The organism is Microbulbifer bruguierae (genome assembly GCF_029869925.1).
Taxonomy (GTDB): domain Bacteria; phylum Pseudomonadota; class Gammaproteobacteria; order Pseudomonadales; family Cellvibrionaceae; genus Microbulbifer; species Microbulbifer bruguierae.
The window spans coordinates 1,250,564-1,268,606 of the sequence record NZ_CP118605.1; the positions used below are offsets into that span (position 1 = coordinate 1,250,564).

The 18,043-nt window shown below is 51.2% G+C and carries 19 protein-coding genes; 2 read left to right on the forward strand and 17 right to left on the reverse strand.

The genetic code is table 11. The features are described 5' to 3' along the window. Positions 1 to 70 precede the first annotated feature (70 nt). From dnaE to PVT68_RS05335, 6 genes are all read right to left on the reverse strand, one after another. A complete protein-coding gene (dnaE, locus tag PVT68_RS05310) occupies positions 71 to 3,601 on the reverse strand; it encodes a DNA polymerase III subunit alpha (RefSeq protein ID WP_280321614.1) in 3,531 nt (1,176 codons plus the stop codon). A 170-nt stretch (positions 3,602 to 3,771) separates the two neighbouring features. After that, positions 3,772 to 4,014 (reverse strand): DUF1289 domain-containing protein, encoded by a 243-nt coding sequence (locus tag PVT68_RS05315; RefSeq protein WP_280321615.1) that lies wholly within the window; start codon positions 4,012 to 4,014, stop codon positions 3,772 to 3,774. Between the two features lie 3 nt (positions 4,015 to 4,017). Then, entirely contained in the window at positions 4,018 to 4,545 is a 528-nt protein-coding gene (locus PVT68_RS05320; protein ID WP_280321616.1) for a gamma carbonic anhydrase family protein, read from the reverse strand. Between the two features lie 114 nt (positions 4,546 to 4,659). Then, complete coding sequence (locus PVT68_RS05325) at positions 4,660 to 5,142, reverse strand: methylated-DNA--[protein]-cysteine S-methyltransferase (protein ID WP_280321617.1); 483 nt, start codon at positions 5,140 to 5,142, stop codon at positions 4,660 to 4,662. Positions 5,143 to 5,144: 2 nt separating this feature from the next. Further along, positions 5,145 to 6,692 (reverse strand): AlkA N-terminal domain-containing protein, encoded by a 1,548-nt coding sequence (locus PVT68_RS05330; protein ID WP_328517463.1) that lies wholly within the window; start codon positions 6,690 to 6,692, stop codon positions 5,145 to 5,147. A gap of 66 nt (positions 6,693 to 6,758) precedes the next feature. Next, positions 6,759 to 7,091 (reverse strand): hypothetical protein, encoded by a 333-nt coding sequence (locus PVT68_RS05335; RefSeq protein WP_280321619.1) that lies wholly within the window; start codon positions 7,089 to 7,091, stop codon positions 6,759 to 6,761. 439 nt (positions 7,092 to 7,530) lie between these two features. Between PVT68_RS05335 and PVT68_RS05340 the strand changes: the two genes are divergently transcribed. Next, a complete protein-coding gene (locus tag PVT68_RS05340) occupies positions 7,531 to 8,028 on the forward strand; it encodes an Ig-like domain-containing protein (protein WP_280321620.1) in 498 nt (165 codons plus the stop codon). 372 nt (positions 8,029 to 8,400) lie between these two features. On the opposite strand, the gene PVT68_RS05345 is transcribed toward PVT68_RS05340, so the two are convergent. The 3 genes from PVT68_RS05345 to PVT68_RS05350 all read right to left on the reverse strand — a co-directional run bounded on the left by PVT68_RS05345 (position 8,401) and on the right by PVT68_RS05350 (position 10,720). Further along, positions 8,401 to 9,360, reverse strand: coding sequence for a glycosyltransferase (locus tag PVT68_RS05345; protein WP_280321621.1), 960 nt, complete (start codon positions 9,358 to 9,360; stop codon positions 8,401 to 8,403). A 356-nt stretch (positions 9,361 to 9,716) separates the two neighbouring features. Continuing rightward, on the reverse strand, positions 9,717 to 10,595 hold the full coding sequence (locus tag PVT68_RS18400) for an IS3 family transposase (protein ID WP_407666142.1): 879 nt from the start codon (positions 10,593 to 10,595) through the stop codon (positions 9,717 to 9,719). Beyond that, the gene (locus PVT68_RS05350; RefSeq protein ID WP_280321622.1) at positions 10,556 to 10,720 is read right to left on the reverse strand and encodes a hypothetical protein; all 165 of its coding nucleotides are present in this window, start codon (positions 10,718 to 10,720) and stop codon (positions 10,556 to 10,558) included. The genes PVT68_RS18400 and PVT68_RS05350 overlap by 40 nt, the downstream gene beginning before the upstream one ends. Before the next feature lie 444 nt (positions 10,721 to 11,164). Here PVT68_RS05350 and PVT68_RS05355 point away from each other — a divergent pair, with 444 nt between their 5' ends. Continuing rightward, entirely contained in the window at positions 11,165 to 12,115 is a 951-nt protein-coding gene (locus PVT68_RS05355) for an IS110 family RNA-guided transposase (protein ID WP_280321623.1), read from the forward strand. A 537-nt stretch (positions 12,116 to 12,652) separates the two neighbouring features. On the opposite strand, the gene PVT68_RS05360 is transcribed toward PVT68_RS05355, so the two are convergent. The 8 genes from PVT68_RS05360 to PVT68_RS05395 all read right to left on the reverse strand — a co-directional run bounded on the left by PVT68_RS05360 (position 12,653) and on the right by PVT68_RS05395 (position 17,763). Next, positions 12,653 to 12,964, reverse strand: coding sequence for a putative quinol monooxygenase (locus PVT68_RS05360; protein WP_280321624.1), 312 nt, complete (start codon positions 12,962 to 12,964; stop codon positions 12,653 to 12,655). Positions 12,965 to 13,103: 139 nt separating this feature from the next. Beyond that, positions 13,104 to 13,565 (reverse strand): hypothetical protein, encoded by a 462-nt coding sequence (locus tag PVT68_RS05365; protein WP_280321625.1) that lies wholly within the window; start codon positions 13,563 to 13,565, stop codon positions 13,104 to 13,106. Positions 13,566 to 13,671: 106 nt separating this feature from the next. Beyond that, the gene (locus tag PVT68_RS05370) at positions 13,672 to 14,496 is read right to left on the reverse strand and encodes a hypothetical protein (RefSeq protein WP_280321626.1); all 825 of its coding nucleotides are present in this window, start codon (positions 14,494 to 14,496) and stop codon (positions 13,672 to 13,674) included. 132 nt (positions 14,497 to 14,628) lie between these two features. Beyond that, the gene (locus tag PVT68_RS05375) at positions 14,629 to 14,985 is read right to left on the reverse strand and encodes a VOC family protein (protein ID WP_280321627.1); all 357 of its coding nucleotides are present in this window, start codon (positions 14,983 to 14,985) and stop codon (positions 14,629 to 14,631) included. Positions 14,986 to 15,165: 180 nt separating this feature from the next. After that, positions 15,166 to 15,471 (reverse strand): hypothetical protein, encoded by a 306-nt coding sequence (locus tag PVT68_RS05380; protein ID WP_280321628.1) that lies wholly within the window; start codon positions 15,469 to 15,471, stop codon positions 15,166 to 15,168. Positions 15,472 to 16,563: 1,092 nt separating this feature from the next. After that, on the reverse strand, positions 16,564 to 16,833 hold the full coding sequence (locus PVT68_RS05385) for a hypothetical protein (RefSeq protein ID WP_280321629.1): 270 nt from the start codon (positions 16,831 to 16,833) through the stop codon (positions 16,564 to 16,566). A 148-nt stretch (positions 16,834 to 16,981) separates the two neighbouring features. After that, complete coding sequence (locus tag PVT68_RS05390; protein ID WP_280321630.1) at positions 16,982 to 17,302, reverse strand: hypothetical protein; 321 nt, start codon at positions 17,300 to 17,302, stop codon at positions 16,982 to 16,984. Between the two features lie 173 nt (positions 17,303 to 17,475). Then, positions 17,476 to 17,763, reverse strand: coding sequence for a hypothetical protein (locus tag PVT68_RS05395; protein WP_280321631.1), 288 nt, complete (start codon positions 17,761 to 17,763; stop codon positions 17,476 to 17,478). Between the last annotated feature and the right edge of the window lie 280 nt (positions 17,764 to 18,043).

An 18,043-nucleotide genomic window follows, 5' to 3' on the forward strand; every position in this document is an offset into this window, starting at 1 on the left:
CAGGCCTCGTCTACTTCAAATGGCGGCTAGCTTACCGGGATAGGACCACTCAGTCGAGTGCACAGCGCACTCATTGCCGAGAAGTGTAGTTGAGCTGCACCCTCTCCCTGCCCACCACTTCCCGCAGGGACTGGATCAGCTGGTCGTTTGGTTCCACTTTCCACTCGTCGGGCAAGCGGAAGGTACCGCGGGCATCGCTGCGTTCCACTTCCACGTGAACCGGGCAACTGCCCCCCACATAGGGGCGCAGACAACTGCTCAGGCGTTGGCCGAGCTTCGGCATCGCCTGGGCACAATCAACCTTGAGGGTTACCCCAATCACGCTGCCACTGCGCAAGTCATCCAGCGTCGACACGCTGTTGACACTCATTTTCAAGCCGCCACTGTAATCGTCATGAGAGATGGAGCCCTCCAGCACCAGCAGCGAGTCTTTAACCAGCTTCTCCCGGTGCTCCCCGAAGGCCTCGCTGAACACCGCCGCCTCGATTCGTGCGCTGCGGTCGTCCAGGGTGACAATGGCCATGGAATCACCACGCTTGGTCTTCATCACTCGCATGCCCACCACCAGGCCGGCAACTTTCTGGTTGTCGCGCCCGGGCTTCAGGTCGGCAATGCGCGCCTTCACCAGGTGCTTGAGTTCTTCCTCGTACTCATCGATAGGGTGCCCGGTAAGATACAAACCAAGAGTATTTTTCTCGCCCTCCAGGCGCTCGCGGATACTCCACGGACGCGCCTTGCGGAAGTCTTCATAGACATCGCCATCGGAAGCGGAGCGCACCACTTCGCCGAACAGGTCCATCATGCCGGCGCTGTCGTTCTTGCTCTGCTGCTCCGCGGATTTCACCGCTTCGTCCAGCGCGTTGAACAGCACCGCGCGGGAATAATCCAGGCCGTCGGCACTGGATGTATCCGGGCCGATGCTGTCGAGGGCACCGGAGCGCACCAGCGCCTCCAGTGCACGCTTATTGACCTTGCGCGGGTCAACGCGGGAGCAGAAATCGAACAGGTCTTTGAACGGCCCGTTTTTCTGCCGTTCGCTGATGATGTTTTCGATCGGGCCTTCACCCAGCCCCTTGATGGCGCCGAGGCCGTAGATGATGCGGTTGTCGCCATTGTCGGAAACAGGAACGGAGAACTGGTAGTTGCCGAGGTTCACATCCGGCGGCACCAGGTCCAGTTTCATCGCCCGGCATTCTTCGATGAACGTCACCACCTTATCCGTCTTGTCCATGTCCGACGACATGGTCGCGGCCATAAACTGCGCCGGATAGTGCGCTTTCAGCCAGGCGGTCTGGTAAGACACCAGTGCGTACGCGGCGGAGTGGGATTTGTTGAAGCCGTAACCGGCGAACTTCTCCACCAGATCGAAGATCTTCATCGCCAGCTCGGGATCGACACCCTCAGACTTAGCGCCCTCTTCGAAAGTGCTGCGCTGCTTGGCCATCTCCTCGGGCTTTTTCTTACCCATGGCCCGGCGCAGCATATCCGCGCCGCCGAGGGTATAACCGGCAAGTTCCTGGGCGATCTGCATTACCTGTTCCTGGTAAACGATAACGCCGTAGGTGGGTTCGAGAATGGGTTTCAGTTTTTCGTGCTGATACTTGGCATCCGGATAGGCGACCTGGGCGCGACCGTGCTTCCGGTTGATAAAGTCGTCCACCATGCCCGACTGCAGCGGACCCGGGCGGAACAGGGCCACCAGGGCGATCATATCCTCCAGGTTGTCCGGCTGCAGGCGCTTGATCAGGTCCTTCATACCACGGGATTCAAGCTGGAATACCGCGGTGGTCTCTGCGCGCTTGATCAGCTTGAAGGTTTCCACATCGTCCAGCGGCAGCGCTTCAATCACGAGCGGCTCTTTGCCTTCCCGTGCGCGCTGTTCGTCCACCATTACCTTGGCCCAGTCAATGATGGTCAGAGTACGCAGGCCAAGGAAGTCGAACTTCACCAGGCCCGCATCTTCCACGTCGTTCTTGTCGAACTGGGTAACCAGGCCCGCACCGGTTTCGTCGCAGTACAGCGGTGCGAAGTCGGTGAGTTTGGTGGGCGCAATAACCACACCACCGGCGTGCTTACCCACGTTACGGGCAACACCTTCCAGCTGCAGGGCCATCTCCCAGATTTCCTGGCCTTCTTCGTCATTCTCCAGGAATTCGCGCAGTATCTCTTCCTGTTCGAAGGCTTTCTGCAGGGTCATGCCCACGTCGGCGGGAATCATTTTCGACAGTTTGTCGGCAAGGCCGTACGACTTACCCTGTACCCGTGCAACGTCCCGTACCACCGCCTTCGCCGCCATGGTACCGAAGGTGATGATCTGACTTACCGCGTTGCGGCCGTAGTTTTCCGCAACGTAGTTAATTACCCGGTCGCGCTTCTCCATACAGAAGTCAACATCAAAGTCGGGCATGGAAACCCGTTCCGGGTTTAGAAATCGTTCGAACAGCAGGTCATACTGCAGCGGATCCAAATCGGTAATTTTCTGCGAATAGGCAATCAACGAGCCGGCACCGGAACCTCGCCCAGGGCCAACGGGAATATTGTGATCCTTGGCCCACTGGATAAAGTCCATCACGATAAGGAAGTAACCGGGGAATCCCATCTGGATAACAATATCCAGCTCGAAACGCAGGCGATCTTCGTACTCTTTTTTGCGCGCCTCATAATCCGGCGCGGATTTATCGAGAATAGTCTCCAACCGCTCGTAAAGACCGTCGAAGGAAACTTTTTCGAAGAACTCGTTCTCCGTCATGCCCTCCGGAATCGGGAACTGGGGCAGGAAGTATTTACCCAGCTGGATCGGCGAGGAACAGCGGCGGGCAATTTCTACCGTATTTTCCAGAGCTTCCGGAATATCCTTGAACAGCTCCTGCATTTCTTCCGGTGTACGCAGATACTGCTCGGAAGAATAACGGCGCTCGCGACGGGGATCATCCAGCGCGCGGCCCTCGCGGATACACACGCGCACTTCGTGGGCTTCAAACTCGCTGTCTTCGAGGAAGCGCACATCATTGGTGGCGACCACGGGCAGGTTGAGCTGGCCAGCCAGTTTCACCGCCGAATGCAGGTAATCTTCATCGCCCTGGCGCCCAGTCCGCTGCAACTCCAGATAATAACGGTCCGGAAAAATACTCGCCCACTCATTCGCCAGAACTTCCGCCTGCGCGGTACGCCCGGCAATCAGCGCACGCCCCACATCGCCGTACTTGGCGCCGGAGAGCATCAACACACCTTCCGCGTACTCTTTCACCCATTCGCGCTGGATATACGCGTGCCCGTGGTACTGCCCTTCCATCCAGGCACGGGAGATCAGCTCGGTGATATTGCGATACCCTGTACCGTTGAGTGCGTACAGCGTCAGCAGCGTCGGCTGCTCTTCCCCACCCTCACGCAACCAGAAATCCGCACCGGTAATTGGCTTGATCCCAGCTCCGAGGCAGGCTTTGTAAAACTTCACCTGCGCGTAGAAGTTGGTCTGGTCCGTAATCGCCGCCGCGGGCATTTCCAGCTCAGCCAGACGACCGATCAGGGGCTTGATACGCACCAGGCCATCGATCAGGGAATATTCGGAGTGGATTCTTAGATGTACGAAGGGTTGGGTCATTCTCTATCGTTCTTTTCCTGGCCCGGAGGCAGTTTTAAGCGCTGACCCGGGTATGTACTGAAGGCTGTATCCCCCGGTACAAGATGCAATTCTGGCTAAATGCAATTCTGGCGAAGTGCAAATCTGAAAATTAAACAGGCAATAGGCTTTTCAGCGAAGCTAGCGCTGGCTCAGTCCGTCCACCAGACGCGGCGCATTTGCACCGCCCGCTCGTGGCACTTTTGCAAAACCCGCGTCTTCTCGGTATTGCTCATCCGCCCCCACTGACTGATCTCAGTGCCGGAGCGGAAACAGCCCTCGCATATGTCGTCGCGATTCAACGCGCAAACCGATACACACGGGGATTTCACCGGAAACTCAAACGCAGCTTCCAGCTCTTTATCTTTCACCTTGCTCCAATCGCTCTCAGTCATCGCTCACACCTCAATGGGCACCAGCTCTTCCAAAAAACGTTTGCCATTTGCGACATAGATCTCGCTGCTCGCCTTCAGCAGTTCAAACATGGACTCGTCCAGCGTCTTCACCACCTTGCCCGGGCTACCCAGCACCAGCGAAAAATCCGGAATCTCCGCATTCTCCGTCACCAGCGCATTCGCACCGATAATGCAACAGCGACCGACTTTTGCTCCATTCAACACCACCGCGTTCATGCCGACCAGCGAATACTCGCCAATCTGGCAACCGTGCAGCGTCACCTTGTGGCCCACCGTCACCCCGGGACCCACCACCAAAGGCATGCCCGGGTCCGAATGCAGCACAGAGCCGTCCTGGATGTTGGCCCGCTCACCAACGGTAATCAGGTCATTGTCCCCGCGAATCACCACGTTGAACCACACCGAACTGTGTGACTCCATCAGCACATGGCCGATCACCCGGGCACCGGGCGCAATATAGTGGCCCTCGCCTTCAAGCCTCGGCTGTTTATCGCCCAACCTGTACAGCATTCGACCTCCGGGAGAAGCGTGGGTAAACGGGAAAATCAGCCGGGCATTATCCCGCCCAAGGCCCCCGATTGCCACCCTCGGGGTACCATTCCGGCCTGTGACCAATCAGACAACTCAACCGATCAGCGCCCCTTCCAGTGCCAGCAGCCGCGCCTTCATCTCCAGCCCGCCTGCATAGCCCGTCAGAGTGCCGTCTGCGCCAATCACCCGGTGACAGGGCACCACAATCGAGAGCGGGTTCGCGCCGTTGGCCCTCGCCACGGCCCGCACCGCCTTCGGGTTGCCAATGGCCTCTGCCAGCTCACGGTAACTGCGGGTTTCGCCAAAGGGTATCGCGCACAGCGCGCGCCATACGGATTGCTGGAACGGCGTGCCGGCCGCAGCCAGGGGCAAGTCGAAGGACTGCAATTCACCGCTGAAATAGGCAGCCAACTGCTCCGACGCCGCATCGGTAAGGCGGGTAGCCCCCAGCTGCCAACCAGCTTTCACCGGCAGAGGCCGCTTGCCCGCCTGCAGATCAATCCCAACAAGGCCAATATCGCTGGCAGCGATCCCCAGTTCACCGAAGGCGCTGGGGTAGATTTGATATCGGATCATGTTCACTCCCCTTTCTTTGTATCCAGTTTGAGTGACTGCCACAGCAGCAGTGCACCGTAGGCCCGCCACGGGCGCCAGGCCTCCGCACGGGCGAGGGCCTGCCTGGGCGTCGCCTTGCGTTCGCCATCGCCGAGAGCGATCAGGATGCCGAGATCCGATGCAGGAAACGCATCGGGCATGGAAAGCCCGCGCATCGCGGTGTAATGCGCAGTCCAGTCGCCGATACCCGGTAGAGCCGTCATCTGTGCGCAGAAAGTCTCCAGATCAGGCTCACTGAAATCGACCTCGCCACTGAGCGCGGCAGTGACAAATGTCTGCAGCGTCTTTGCTCGCGCTCGGGTCACGCCAATATCCGAGAAATCCGCACCTCGCAGCTGCTCTGCGGTTGGGAATAACAGCAGCGCCTCACCTTCAGGCCCATTGAAGGTTTCGCCATAGCGGCTGGCCACACGTCCGGCGATGGTGGTGGCCGCTGCAACCGAAATCTGCTGCCCGAGAATTGCCCGCAACGTGTATTCGAACGGGTCCCAGGCCCCCGGCAGGCGCACACCGGGGCTGACCCTCAACACTTGTTTCAGCAGCGGATCCACCTGCAGGTGCTCGCGAATTTCCTCACTGTCGGCATCCAGGTCGAACAGCCGCCGCAGTTTCTCCCGCAGCGGATACAGTACCGCACCACAACCATCGCCATGGACACTGACCCGCAACCGCCCCCTGTCCGGCTCATGGGCCACACACAACACTCCGCGCTGGCCGAGCAACTGGAAACTGCGCAGATATTTACCCTGCTCCGGGCTTTCCCCGGCAATGACCTGCTCCACTCCGGGCAGGGTGCGCGCGGCGAAAAACGCGAGCAATGCGGGCCAATCGAAGGGTGGACGGTAACTCAGGTAAATCTGGATAGGCCTGGCGCGCTCGCCTGGACCATTGTCAGTGGCAGACTCTCGACGCACCTCAGTGGGAGTACGCTGATAGATGCTTTTGAACACGCCATTAAACCGGCGCAGACTGTTAAACCCCGCCGCAAACGCAATCTCCGCAATCGGCAGACTGGTGTCCCGCAACAGACTGAACGCAAACAGCGCCCGTTCCGTTTGCCAGACCTCCAGCGGACTCAGGCCAATATGTTCAGCAAAGAGTTTGCGCAGATAGCGGCTGGTGATACCCAGGCGTTCTGCCAGCTGTTCGATGGATTGGGCCTCGCGCTCCGCACGCATCAGGCTCAGGGCCCGTTTCACCGTAGTGGATACCAGCCCCCAGGCCGGGCTGCCGGGAGCGGCATCCGGGCGACAACGCAGGCACGGCCGATAGCCCGCGGCGGCAGCTTCTGCAGCGGTCACGAAATATTCCACATTCTTTTCCAGCGGCGGACGCGCCGGGCATACAGGGCGACAAAAAATCCCCGTAGTCTTTACCGCGGTGTAGAAGCGACCGTCGAAGCGCCTGTCCCTGGCGAGGCGGGCGCTGTGACAAATGACTGGATCTGGCTGCACTGTCTGTTCACTGCTCTGGCTATGACATATCGACAGTGTATGGGCTGACACGCCCACAGACTAGTCAGATTCGGAACTGACGACTGCGACACCGGAAGGGCCGCAGCAAACTACCTGTGAATGTTAAACGAATGACTGCACAAGACTCATCACCAACCCGACAAAAGAAAAGGCGAGACCTAAAATTAAACGATATTGGATTCGGCGAGCTTTTATAAAAGCCCTCTCCCCTTCTCTCAGGACTCTCGAGCTATCTGAACCTAAAAATTTTCGAGAGAGAACCCAGCTGTATAGCGATAGCGTATTTCCCAGGTCGGAAAATGAAAAGCCTGAAGGCGAACCCACGGTTTTCCACATTACCGGCTCAGATTCTTTCAAAGCACCCGCTAAATTGGGAAATCGGATTTGTAGAACGCTTATGAAAAAAATCATGCACCCTAAAATGGTAACAAGCATTTTGACACTCCTTTGTTTAACGCCGCCGAAAGGTAGGGGTGATGGCTATCCGGCATATAGAGGTCAAGATCCGGGCGCTGCGCCATGGATTCCATCCAGATATCGCCAACGGGGGCGACAGCTGCTTAAGTCTCGCTTGCCAGGGGCCTTCTCAAGTGGAGCCGGTTGAACAGAAACTAGCTGAGGTCCAGCATCCTGCGCTAGAGCGAGTACTGAAATAATCAGCAATGCATCAATAGATATGATCGGGTGAATTTCATCGTCCTTTCCCTGGTCCGCTCCGAAAGTCCGGCATTCGCACGGAGCGTAATGTCCGGCCTTCACACCTGACAGTTTGCATTAGCCGCCACTATCCGGCGCATATATACCAGCAGTCTACCCTGCGCCCCGCCTTCCTCTAATTTTCCCTGGGAGCGGTCAGGTATTTTTCACCGGTCCCATGATAGGCTTGAACGTTGGCGCCCGTTACTTCTTTCTTGTGAGCCAGCGTAAAAGTACTGAGCGGCGTCCCAGTCCACTACAGGGAGACGCGGTGCACCTGGTGGTTGGCCAGGCAATTTTCAATCCTGCCGGCGGCTCCGGTACTGGTGCCATCCTTTATTCCAGCAGTAATACATCAGTAGCCACGGTGGATGAGAGAGGCGCTATCACGGCGGTCGCGCCGGATTCCACCATCATCACGGCGAACCAGGCGGCCGACGGTACCTACGCTGCCGACAGCGCGGAATTCGAGGAACGCTTGAACTTCGCCATGGCCGCGTTTGCCGACAAGCTGTGGATCACCAGCGGCTATGTCCCGGATGAAGTCGGCTACTACAACCACGAGACCAATGATGTCTGGTACTCGGAAGACGGCCGACACTGGCCCCGGACGGCAACCGCTGGGCTAGGCGGGATATTCCCCCCGCCTATGAGCCGCACTTCGACTTTGAACTGACCAGCTTCCAGGACCACCTGTTCGTGCACGGTGGCGCGCAGCTGACAGAGTTCCTCAATCGCCTAGAATTCGAAAGAATTCAACCTTTGCAGACGAGAAACATTTGGAATGTATGGATATAAATGCCAGAACATGGACTCAACAAGGAAACCTATACATCGTCCCAAATTTAAACTTCTGCCACTAATTATGCGTAAATTCAAAAACAACAAATAGCACTAAAACCCTCTCCTCTAAATGTTATTTTCTTCGCGGAATTCAAATAACCGCATCAAATCAAAAATCATCAGACAACGAATCGTAAAGCCATTCTAAAAAGTCCAGCCATACGCCCGCAACCACCTATATCCGCTAGCCATTGGCTTACTAAGGCTACCGTTCCATAAACCCTAGCATATCCTGAATTCTGTGCCTCCAGTCATGGAGAGCCAAAGCATTTTCATAATTGCGTCGACCTACTGATTCAAGATCATATTCATCCAGCAAATATTCTATAAAATCGACCATTTCCGTACTGTCGTCGGGAAGTTCAATTACCGAATCAGGCCAATTGAACAATTCATTCATTTCGGGACAAGTGGGACGCTTGCCTACGACAACGCAGCCGGCACCGATAGATTCAAACATTCTCTGAGGAACAAATGAAAAAGGAAACCCTCTATCTAGTGGGGTATGCAGCGAATCAAACAATAACGAAATCCGACTTTTCCTTAACAACTTCCAAAACAGCTTCCTATGCTGGTATAAATTATGTATCGCTGAAATACCCGCGTGATTGGTGTGCAAGAAAACACGATCACTTTCCCGCATATTAAATTTCTCTGACAGCAAACTGGTTAATTCCTTTGGCTGCCTACCATATCCATTAACATCAAACACCTTACCTTCATCGTAGCCGCCATAATTAACCACATCAGCAGCCATCGGTACGTATGAAACAGGAATTTGAAATAACTCTCGAAAAGAGTCTAATGAATGTTTGAAGGGCACAAACATATGAGTAATTTTTCTGATTATGCGATAACTACTCGAAAGCTCTCTACTCCACCGAGACCGCTTTATTTCTACCGAGTCGGGAAACGCATCAAATACATATACATAAATCCGGCTAAACTTTGATAGCGGGAGAGATTTCAAAGCATTTACTACTTCATATACAGAGAGAGTAGCTATAAACAGGATGCCACCTTGCTCGATTTCACTTCCAGCGGAAACCAACTTGGCATTAAATTCATCTATAATTACGTCTTCCAGCTCAACAATACAGCACCGAGCAGGTGCTTTCTTTTTATGTCGTGAGCTATAAATATAGAAATCACCCAAATTGTCCATGCAATTGTTCATCCATAATCAATTTTTAAGCTAGCTTTTTTTCACTATCGGAAGGACTAAAAATCCTGTATCACCCAAACAGTTTCAAACGTAACAAAAGTTATGCATGGCAGAAAAGAAAAAACTACAGTCAAACATGTCAAGCTGACTACATTTAATCACTATTCAGTAGCCAATTTGAACTACATAGTCCTGCGTACAATTCCCACACTACGAGTTCCTCAAAGAATGCCCTTCTGCACTTTATACGTCAAGATTCCCGCAAATTCAGTGTGCCGCTACAGTACTGCCAGGGAGGGAAATATGACCTAAGCGGTTGACTCGGAACTTAACCCGCTTTTGCACACACCTAGTTGTTAGCAATTGATTCTACACTCAAATTCTTGAGGGGAAACATACCCAATTGAAGAATGCGATCTCTGATTGTTGTAGTAGCGCATATATTCGGTCACTGTCGATCTTAGCTGTTTTGCCGATTCGACGACCTGGCGCTTAATCCTTTCAGTCTTAAACTGATGGAAGAATGACTCCATGAAGGCATTGTCATTCATATTCTTAAAGCGATTCATACTCTGGCTGATACCATACCGTCGTAAGCGCTCGCGGTACTGCCCTGATAGATATTCGCTGCCGCGGTCAGAGTGGAAGATCAGCTCCCGGTGATGCCCGCGGTTTCGTACCGCCCTATCGATGCTAGATAGCGTCAGAGATACGTCCCTGCGATCACTCAGAGACCAAGAAACAACCTTCCTGCTAAAGCGATCCATGACTACAGATAAATACTGCCAGCTACCATCTTTCAGTTTGATGTAGGTGACGTCGCCCACCCAGAGCTGATTCGGCCGTGTTAACTTAATGCCTTCTATCTTGCATTTGATCCCGTAGACATGCTTATACGTACCCGGCCTAGCCGTGTAAATCCTTGATTTAACAGCTCTGAGACCGTGATTTCGCATGATTCTCGCGACACGCTTTTGGCCAACGTGAATACCCTTCTTTTTAAGCTCCTGCGTGATTTTAGGGCTGCCATAGCAACCGTCATGTCGGTTAAATATTGACCTTACATGCTCAAATAACTCGCTATCTTCTCGCTCACGGTTAGATGCACCGCGGCGACGCCACGAGTTGTACCCATCCCGGGTAACACCATAAAGCCGGCACATCATGCTAATGCTGTGCTTTCCCCGGTGCTCGTCTATGAATTCGAAGATTTCCCTTTTTGTTGTAAAGAGAATTGGATGGCTTTTTTTAAAAGGGCATGCTCTTCCTGGAGCAGGTTATGCGCCCGCTCCAGCTTCCTGAGTCGTTTCAGCTCTGATTTAACCTCAGGATCTATCTGTATGTTTTTCTTTTTGGCCATGATCTGTCCCCGCCGCATCTCCATGCGCCAACGATAAAGCATCACCTCATGGATATCGAGAGCTTAAGCCACGTGCTTGGCCAACACGCCAGGAATCTCGGATAGCGAGACCGCTGTTGCCTTGAAATCATCGTCGTAGCGGTTGTAGTGCTTTCTTCGTGCCATTTGACACCTCCAATTCAGTTAGATGGAGGTGTGTGCAAAAGCGGGTTAGGTTCCTAGTAAGCTGCCTGCGATTGTATGGTGTACATGCTCTCTCAAACGGGCAAAATTGAGGCCCACCTCTGGCTGCAACCAGAGGCCTTTTATGCGGTAGTTCGATGCCTGCCTGGCTCCTCTGTCGAGAGACCGTTAACAAGTGGGAACGCCGCATAAACTCAAAGTAACAACTCGAATAGTCATCAGGGCCTCGAGCTCGTATAGCAAGCAAGAGTTAACTTACCAATGAACTACTCACAAGACAATGAAGTCAATGTAGGGATAGATACCGGCAAGAGCCAGCTCGATATCTATATCCGCCCTCTCGGCGAATACTTTACTGTCAGCAATGATGCTAAAGGTGTACGCGAAGCAATCAAGCGCATCAAAGTACATACGCCGACACGTATCGTTATTGAAGCCACAGGCCGCCTGGAGCACACCTTCGTGTTCGCCGCTGCAAAACATAAGCTACCTGTAGTTGTCGCCAATCCTCTTCATGTACGGCGGTTTGCTGGAGCCATTGGGCAGCTCGCGAAAACAGACAAAATCGATGCTCAGCTGATCGCCCACTTTGGCGAGAGCATCAAGCCCGCTCAAACAGCTGTGGCACCAGAAAACGACCGAAAAATCAGTGACTTACTGGTTCGCCGTCGGCAGCTGATGGAAATGCAAACAATGGAGAAGAACCGTCTATCCATCATGCCCAAAGAACTCCGCACCAACATTAATACCATGTTGAAAACTATCAAAGCGCAGATCGATAAGATTGACGCTGCCCTTGATGCCATGATCGCCCAAGCTGATGACTGGAAAGAGAAAAATGAAATTCTCCAAAGTGTACCCGGTGTGGGCAAAGTCATGGCTTACACATTACTTAGCGACCTTCCAGAACTCGGCACCTTGAATAACAAAGAGATCGCCGCACTAGTCGGGGTGGCACCGATCAACCGAGAGAGCGGCCGCTACCAGGGCCTTCGCCGAATACGCGGTGGACGTCATCAGATACGCACGGTTATGTTTATGGCGATGATGTCGACCATCCAGTGCAACAAGAAATTTAAAGACTACTATGAGCGACTCAGAGCAGCCGGCAAACGGCCGAAGGTTGCTCTGGTGGCATGCATGCGCAAGATGATTGTTATCCTCAACAGCATGGTACGAAATGGTACTGCCTGGGAGGGAAATATGATCTAAGCGGTTGACTCAGAGCCATAGTCACTTGTTAGAACGTATTGCTCTGAAATAGCCATAAAATTAGGAAAACCAGAACAGCCAGCAAACAACCGAAAAATTGCCATATACCACCTGTAAGAATGTCACCGCCAGTTACAGAATTTTTGGGGCTCAGCTTATCTGCTGAAAAGCCTGGAAATATGAGGAATATGACACTACCAATCGCCATGAAATGTACTGCCCATATATATGAGCTCCATCTAGTATAGGGAAATGTGGCGGAATTATTTACTGCCTCATGCAAGCCATTAAATCCGTCAATTCTTCCAGAAAGCGAGAGATAAAAGACTATCGCTAAAACCACTCCGCAAATTCTTCCCAATAGCATGTAAATTCCCGATTAAGTTCTAACGCCGCCAGCAGGGGCAGCTTACCTTGTGCGCGTTTTGCGCAAAAATGGGAGTGCAGCGACCTGCGCAAAACGTGCACAAGGTAAGCTGTCCCGCGGAGGGCCGAAGGCCCGGAGGGGACTTGACCGGTTTGTTATGTGTTTTTACTTTAAACGGGTATAGATCTTGATGAAATATCATAAGAATTAAATACTCGTTCCATTAGGCCATATTTTTTAGCTTGCTCCCTCCACGGCCCGATATGAGGAGCGACCAAGTGTTTTTCCAAACTTTCACGATCAGGCCACACTTCAGAAAAACGTATTAGCCCTTGATCGAAAGGGTCTTCGGCTACCTCATAGAGAATGCAGCCATCATTGTCTTGTGTAGCCTGAACGAATTCTTTCAAGTGAGGTAATACGCTTTGAACATTCTCAGGCGGAAATCTTAATATCCCGAATACAGCTACTTTTGCTTCCATAAGTCAGAATCTCGATTTACACATAACGCCGCAATCAGCCGCCCCAAAGCGGAGTGAGGTTTTGTGGTATAAGCGCAGCGACCACAAAAACGAAGCATAGCTTTGAGGGTCGACTGCATTGCCTTGTTAGGGCTGCGGGTCAAGAGTTTATCGCGTAATAAAAATGCTTTGAATTATGCGTATATCCAATTAGCACTACATTTTTTTTACGCAAAAGCAAAGAAATCTGATTTCCATGCCCCGTTGATGCTGGTATGTATTCGATTTTCCATTTTTTATCATTTGGCTCGAAATCGCTTCTAATCCAAAGGTTAACCCAGTTTTTATTCTCAATATTTTTAAACGATGCCTGAAGGGCCTCAGGAGGGACTTTTTTAGAGTTTAAATATTTTTCCACTTCAAGCACATTTAAGACTAGGGACTCGAATGCCCAGACCGATTCTGCATCATCTATAGGCACAATTGGCGCGGGCTTCACAAATCCAATATCCTTGTCACCTATAACAACCTTGGTTCCTGTTACTGCCATCCAAATAACAATGGAAGCGATTAGAACCCCAGCACAGCCCAAAATCCAATTCGGCAATTCTTTAAAAGACATTTCTATTCTCCTTATTAGAAAAAAGCCCTAACGCTCGGTTTAGGGGCGGCTGAAGCGCAGCGTAAGCCGTCCCAGCCGCGCGTTTCGCGGCGCCTACAACCGCTTGTTAGGCGCCACGAACCTTAGAGAGCAGAATCCCACCACCCTCTTGGATCATCTCAAAGGCATTCCTAATAGTTGCAGAAGACCAACCTAAACTCCAAACCACCCGATAAAGTATCCCATCTGATCCGGGGCCTTCTGCGTTCCTTTCTATGCGCCTCAACTCTGCGCCAGTTGGATATTTTTTATCTACTGAAGACCAATATTTCGCCGAACCTAAATAGCTTGGATGAGCCACATCACAAAGGTATTCATAAATATCCAAAAGATCTACCGCATTCTTATTTTTTGATATTTTTTGTATATAGGTAAGAACGTTTTTTTGCTTCCGGTACTCTTCAGGATCACCATACCTAGTACCCCAAACCATTTTCAGTATCAGCTTTTCCAGTTCCTCACTCATCACCAAGGCATTCTCCGGAAAAGTAATATCAACAAACTCCTTACGGATGATATTTGCATTATAAATATGTGAGGCGGCTATTTCTAATAAAGATCTTGAAAGAACAGCTGCGGGCACGAGATCTTTTGAATTTAAAGCCTTAACCGCGCATCTCAGAAGTTCAGACGTCCTCCATACAGTTGCGATGTTAAAGGATTCTATATTTCTAAACTGATCTTCCCAATAGATTCGGTTCGCCTCACTTACGGATTTGGCGGCTTGTAACTCATTCTTAAATGAATCTACGTTCGTATATTTCCAACCATATTTATCAGGTATCTTTTTGTCCATCCCATAGAAGTAGGTGAGCATCTTTTCTGAATCCGCAATATAGGGATCTTCAGAGGATTTACAGTAATTTTTTAACCACTTTGCATATCCCTGCATAAATACTCCGAAATAAGGCTGCCTAACGCCGCGCTCAGCCGCGGACAATTTTGGGCGCTTTATGCGCGATAATGGGAGCGCAGCGACCGCGCATAAAGTGCACAAAGTTGGCCGTCGGCCTGCAGCGCTTTGTTATAGCGTGAACTCCCGCAACTGAATCTGGTTACCCTCAGGGTCCGAAATGTTGCACACTTTAAATATCGGGTTTGACCACTCACCTTCGAAGGCTTGCCCTCCGAACTCAACGATCTTCCGCTTAGCCTCTTGAATACTACTGACAGTGAAGAATAATTTAACAGCACTAAATTCCAATGGAGGCAATTCAAATGGAGGAGAATGAACAATGATATTAAAACCATCCTTATCCAAGCTCACAAAATCATCTGTTTTTCTTAAAACTGACATTTCAAAAAATTCTCTGTAGAACTTAGATAGCTCTATAAAATTATTTGAATAGACTATTGCCCCTGATTTAGCTGGCCCACTCATACAATCCCTCTACCGAAGTTATTTTTAACTGCGCTATAACGCCGCCGGCAGGGGCAGCTTGCCTTGTGCGCATTTTGCGCGAAAATGGGAGCGCAGCGACCTGCGCAAAATGTGCACAAGGTAAGCTGTCCCGCGGAGGGCCGTAGGCCTGGAGCAAACTGCCCGGCCTTGTTATGTGTTTCACTTTTGGTATGCATCCAATGGAACCATGGTAAAAGGTTTCTCAAATGAAAATGGTTCTAATGCATTCAAGTTCTTAGTGTTAACGAAGATAACAAATGTATCTATGCTAGGCCCAGATGAATATGGATACAAAATAGTACCGACAGGCAATTGGCCTTTGCCTTTTTCCGATTGCAGAACGAACGGAGTCTTAAGTTCCAAGCTATCCGACTCCAAAATTCGATATTTTTCCCACTTCATGCCTAAGGAAAAAGATATCGCCATCAATAAAACAAGAACTATGGTGGAGAAGATTAATTTCATACTCGACTACACATAACGCCCAGCGCAGGCGCAGCCAGCGCGGAGCATCTTTTGTGTTAGTGTTTGAGCGCCAGCGAGTAACACAAAAGGTGCGTAGCGTTGGCTGTCGCTCTGCCGCTGTTTGTTATGCATTGGAGCCTGCTACGTAGATCACTGCCGGGGCAAACGTTGCCGCGGTAAGAATCCAAAAAATCAAAAAGTTGGCTGTACTTACCTTATTGGGACTCTCTACTCGATAGTATGTATACGTGACATACCAGTACACCATAGGACAAACCATCATCAATCCGACCAAGGTAAACCCTACCGCATTAGATACACTATCAGCTGAAACAATAAAGTTAAAAGGAATTACTAAAAAGATAAGTAACGACCACAAGAATGCATGGATAGATAGGCGATACCAAATACTTAATATGTACTCAAAACCGCAATCCGGACAGCGCGATTTAGAAAAACTAAATGGTACCACTTCATCTACTTTTTTCGACTTGCACTGAGGGCACTTTATTGCCATTCACTTCTTCCTACGTGATGCATAACGCCCAGCGCAGGCGCAGCCAGCGCGGAGCACGTTTTGTGTTAATGTTTGAGCGCCAGCGAGTAACACAAAAGGTGCGTAGCGTTGGCTGTCGCTCTGCCGCTGCTTGTTATGTGCACTTACTGCTAGAGCCAATATACAACCCACACCACCCCGAAAATTGGGACCAAAAGAAACCAATTGCTCCATTTCTTGAGTACCGCTACCCCACCAAACAGCAACCCAAGAGCTGGTGGAGCCAATAAGAAAATTCCTAGCTTGGCCCAGCCGGTACAATATGAGTCTGCGCTTTCCGAACACCTACCTAGACCAAAAAGCGACAATATCGTCCAGATCAAACATGATAGGCCGAATATGACTAGCGCTATACCAATAAATGTTCTCAGTTCCGTCTGGTTTTTCATGGCACTATCACATAACGCCCGCAACAGGGGCGACCAATGCTATGCACGTTTTGTGCGAAACTGGGAGCGCAGCGACCCGCACAAAATGTGCATAGCGTTGGGCGTCCCGCGGAGGCCCGAAGGGCCGGAGCATCCTGCTTGCGTTTGTTAAGTTTTGGGGCCACTCAGAGCTGTAACCTTACCAATACACCATGAAACAACAAAGAAAAGAACCACCAAAACATAAACGTTGAGTACCCAAACACCCAGCTCTACGACTCTAGCTGGTTCATACCCGTTGCTACGCATACAACCGTAACCGATTTCACTTAACACACCGCCAGAATGCAAACAGATTTTGGCGAACCACCAGTGATTTCCGACCGCCACGGCAAATACTGAGGCCAATGCTGAAAATAAATATTTTGCTAGCTTCATGACTAGAAAAACTTAACGCCGCCAGCAGGGGCAGCTTACCTTGTGCGCGATTTGCGCAATAATGGGAGCGTAGCGACCTGCGCAAAACGTGCACAAGGTAAGCTGTCCCGCGGAGGCCCGAAGGGCCGTAGCAAACTGCCTGCGATTGTTATGTTTTTTGCGCCGCTTCGGTCAATAGTTTAGCGAGACGAAGGGCTTCAGCCTTGGATAAAGAAATGGGTTTCAGACTAAACCCTGCGAATGCTTTTTCTTTTATCTCAATGCCGACCAACTTCTGAGGCATACCATGAGCAATTACATGGACTGTGATTTCTGTTGTTTTTGCTCCTTTTTTGTACACAACTTGCTCTGATAGAGTCTCGACTATTGAGCCGCCTAAGACCTTGCCCCTACCGTTTTTTGTGAAAAGTTGCCAAACGGCAAGCCCGAAAAAGCCGGCAATTGCAAAATAAAAAAGACCGTTTTCCATTTACTACTTACTCATTACAGCGGAAACATAACGCTGCCGGCAGGGGCAGCTTGCCTTGTGCGCTTTTTGCGCAAAAATGGGAGCGCAGCGACCTGCGCAAAACGTGCACAAGGTAAGCTGTCCCACGGAGGGCCGCAGGCCCGGAGTAAATTGCCCGGCCTTGTTATGGAGCCCTACCACGAGACTTGATCCATGGCATTCCTGTACGAAGAAAGAGCTTTATAGGTAGCCACTTTGAGGGATAGCTTTTGCCTCAATACCTGGTACAAAAAAACTGGCACTAGCCAAAATACAAAAATTATTCCCTGCGCCACCAATCCGACAATCACTATTTCGCTCTCGAAACCTTCGGCTAGAAAGAAGAACAGTACTAGTAAATTGATGCAACCCAATACCCACAGAGCACGGCGGGCATCCTTTACCAACACTTCCTCTACTACTTCTTTTTGTTTATTGCTCATAGTTGAGAAGCTTCATAACGCCGCGCTCAGGGGCGGCTTGCTTTGGGCGCGTTTTGCGCAAAAATGGGAGCGAAGCGACCTGCGCAAAAGGTGCACAAAGTAAGCCGTCCCCTGCAGCGCCTGGTTATGGCTGGCCGCGCTGCGGACCCACTTACTGGCACGCTGCCAGCCACGGCTTGGCTGGCCACTGCCCGAGTAAAACGAGGAAAGAATACCGCAATTTCCCCCACCTGTTTTTATCTTATTAGCACGCCACAATACTGCAGCGGATTTTCCCTAT

What these genes read in the sequence shown, in the direction of transcription:
- PVT68_RS05360 (WP_280321624.1), bottom strand. Translation starts at nt 12,964, where the DNA reads ATGGAAGCAAAAGTAGCTGTATTCGGGATATTAAGATTTCCGCCTGAG.
- PVT68_RS05350 (WP_280321622.1), bottom strand. Translation starts at nt 10,720, where the DNA reads ATGGCCAAAAAGAAAAACATACAGATAGATCCTGAGGTTAAATCAGAG.
- PVT68_RS05340 (WP_280321620.1), top strand. Translation starts at nt 7,531, where the DNA reads ATGATAGGCTTGAACGTTGGCGCCCGTTACTTCTTTCTTGTGAGCCAG.
- PVT68_RS05375 (WP_280321627.1), bottom strand. Translation starts at nt 14,985, where the DNA reads ATGAGTGGGCCAGCTAAATCAGGGGCAATAGTCTATTCAAATAATTTT.
- PVT68_RS05370 (WP_280321626.1), bottom strand. Translation starts at nt 14,496, where the DNA reads ATGCAGGGATATGCAAAGTGGTTAAAAAATTACTGTAAATCCTCTGAA.
- PVT68_RS05345 (WP_280321621.1), bottom strand. Translation starts at nt 9,360, where the DNA reads ATGGACAATTTGGGTGATTTCTATATTTATAGCTCACGACATAAAAAG.
- PVT68_RS05355 (WP_280321623.1), top strand. Translation starts at nt 11,165, where the DNA reads ATGAACTACTCACAAGACAATGAAGTCAATGTAGGGATAGATACCGGC.
- PVT68_RS05380 (WP_280321628.1), bottom strand. Translation starts at nt 15,471, where the DNA reads ATGAAATTAATCTTCTCCACCATAGTTCTTGTTTTATTGATGGCGATA.
- PVT68_RS05365 (WP_280321625.1), bottom strand. Translation starts at nt 13,565, where the DNA reads ATGTCTTTTAAAGAATTGCCGAATTGGATTTTGGGCTGTGCTGGGGTT.
- PVT68_RS05320 (WP_280321616.1), bottom strand. Translation starts at nt 4,545, where the DNA reads ATGCTGTACAGGTTGGGCGATAAACAGCCGAGGCTTGAAGGCGAGGGC.
- PVT68_RS05315 (WP_280321615.1), bottom strand. Translation starts at nt 4,014, where the DNA reads ATGACTGAGAGCGATTGGAGCAAGGTGAAAGATAAAGAGCTGGAAGCT.
- PVT68_RS05395 (WP_280321631.1), bottom strand. Translation starts at nt 17,763, where the DNA reads ATGAGCAATAAACAAAAAGAAGTAGTAGAGGAAGTGTTGGTAAAGGAT.
- PVT68_RS05325 (WP_280321617.1), bottom strand. Translation starts at nt 5,142, where the DNA reads ATGATCCGATATCAAATCTACCCCAGCGCCTTCGGTGAACTGGGGATC.
- dnaE (WP_280321614.1), bottom strand. Translation starts at nt 3,601, where the DNA reads ATGACCCAACCCTTCGTACATCTAAGAATCCACTCCGAATATTCCCTG.
- PVT68_RS05335 (WP_280321619.1), bottom strand. Translation starts at nt 7,091, where the DNA reads ATGCTTGTTACCATTTTAGGGTGCATGATTTTTTTCATAAGCGTTCTA.
- PVT68_RS05385 (WP_280321629.1), bottom strand. Translation starts at nt 16,833, where the DNA reads ATGAAGCTAGCAAAATATTTATTTTCAGCATTGGCCTCAGTATTTGCC.
- PVT68_RS05390 (WP_280321630.1), bottom strand. Translation starts at nt 17,302, where the DNA reads ATGGAAAACGGTCTTTTTTATTTTGCAATTGCCGGCTTTTTCGGGCTT.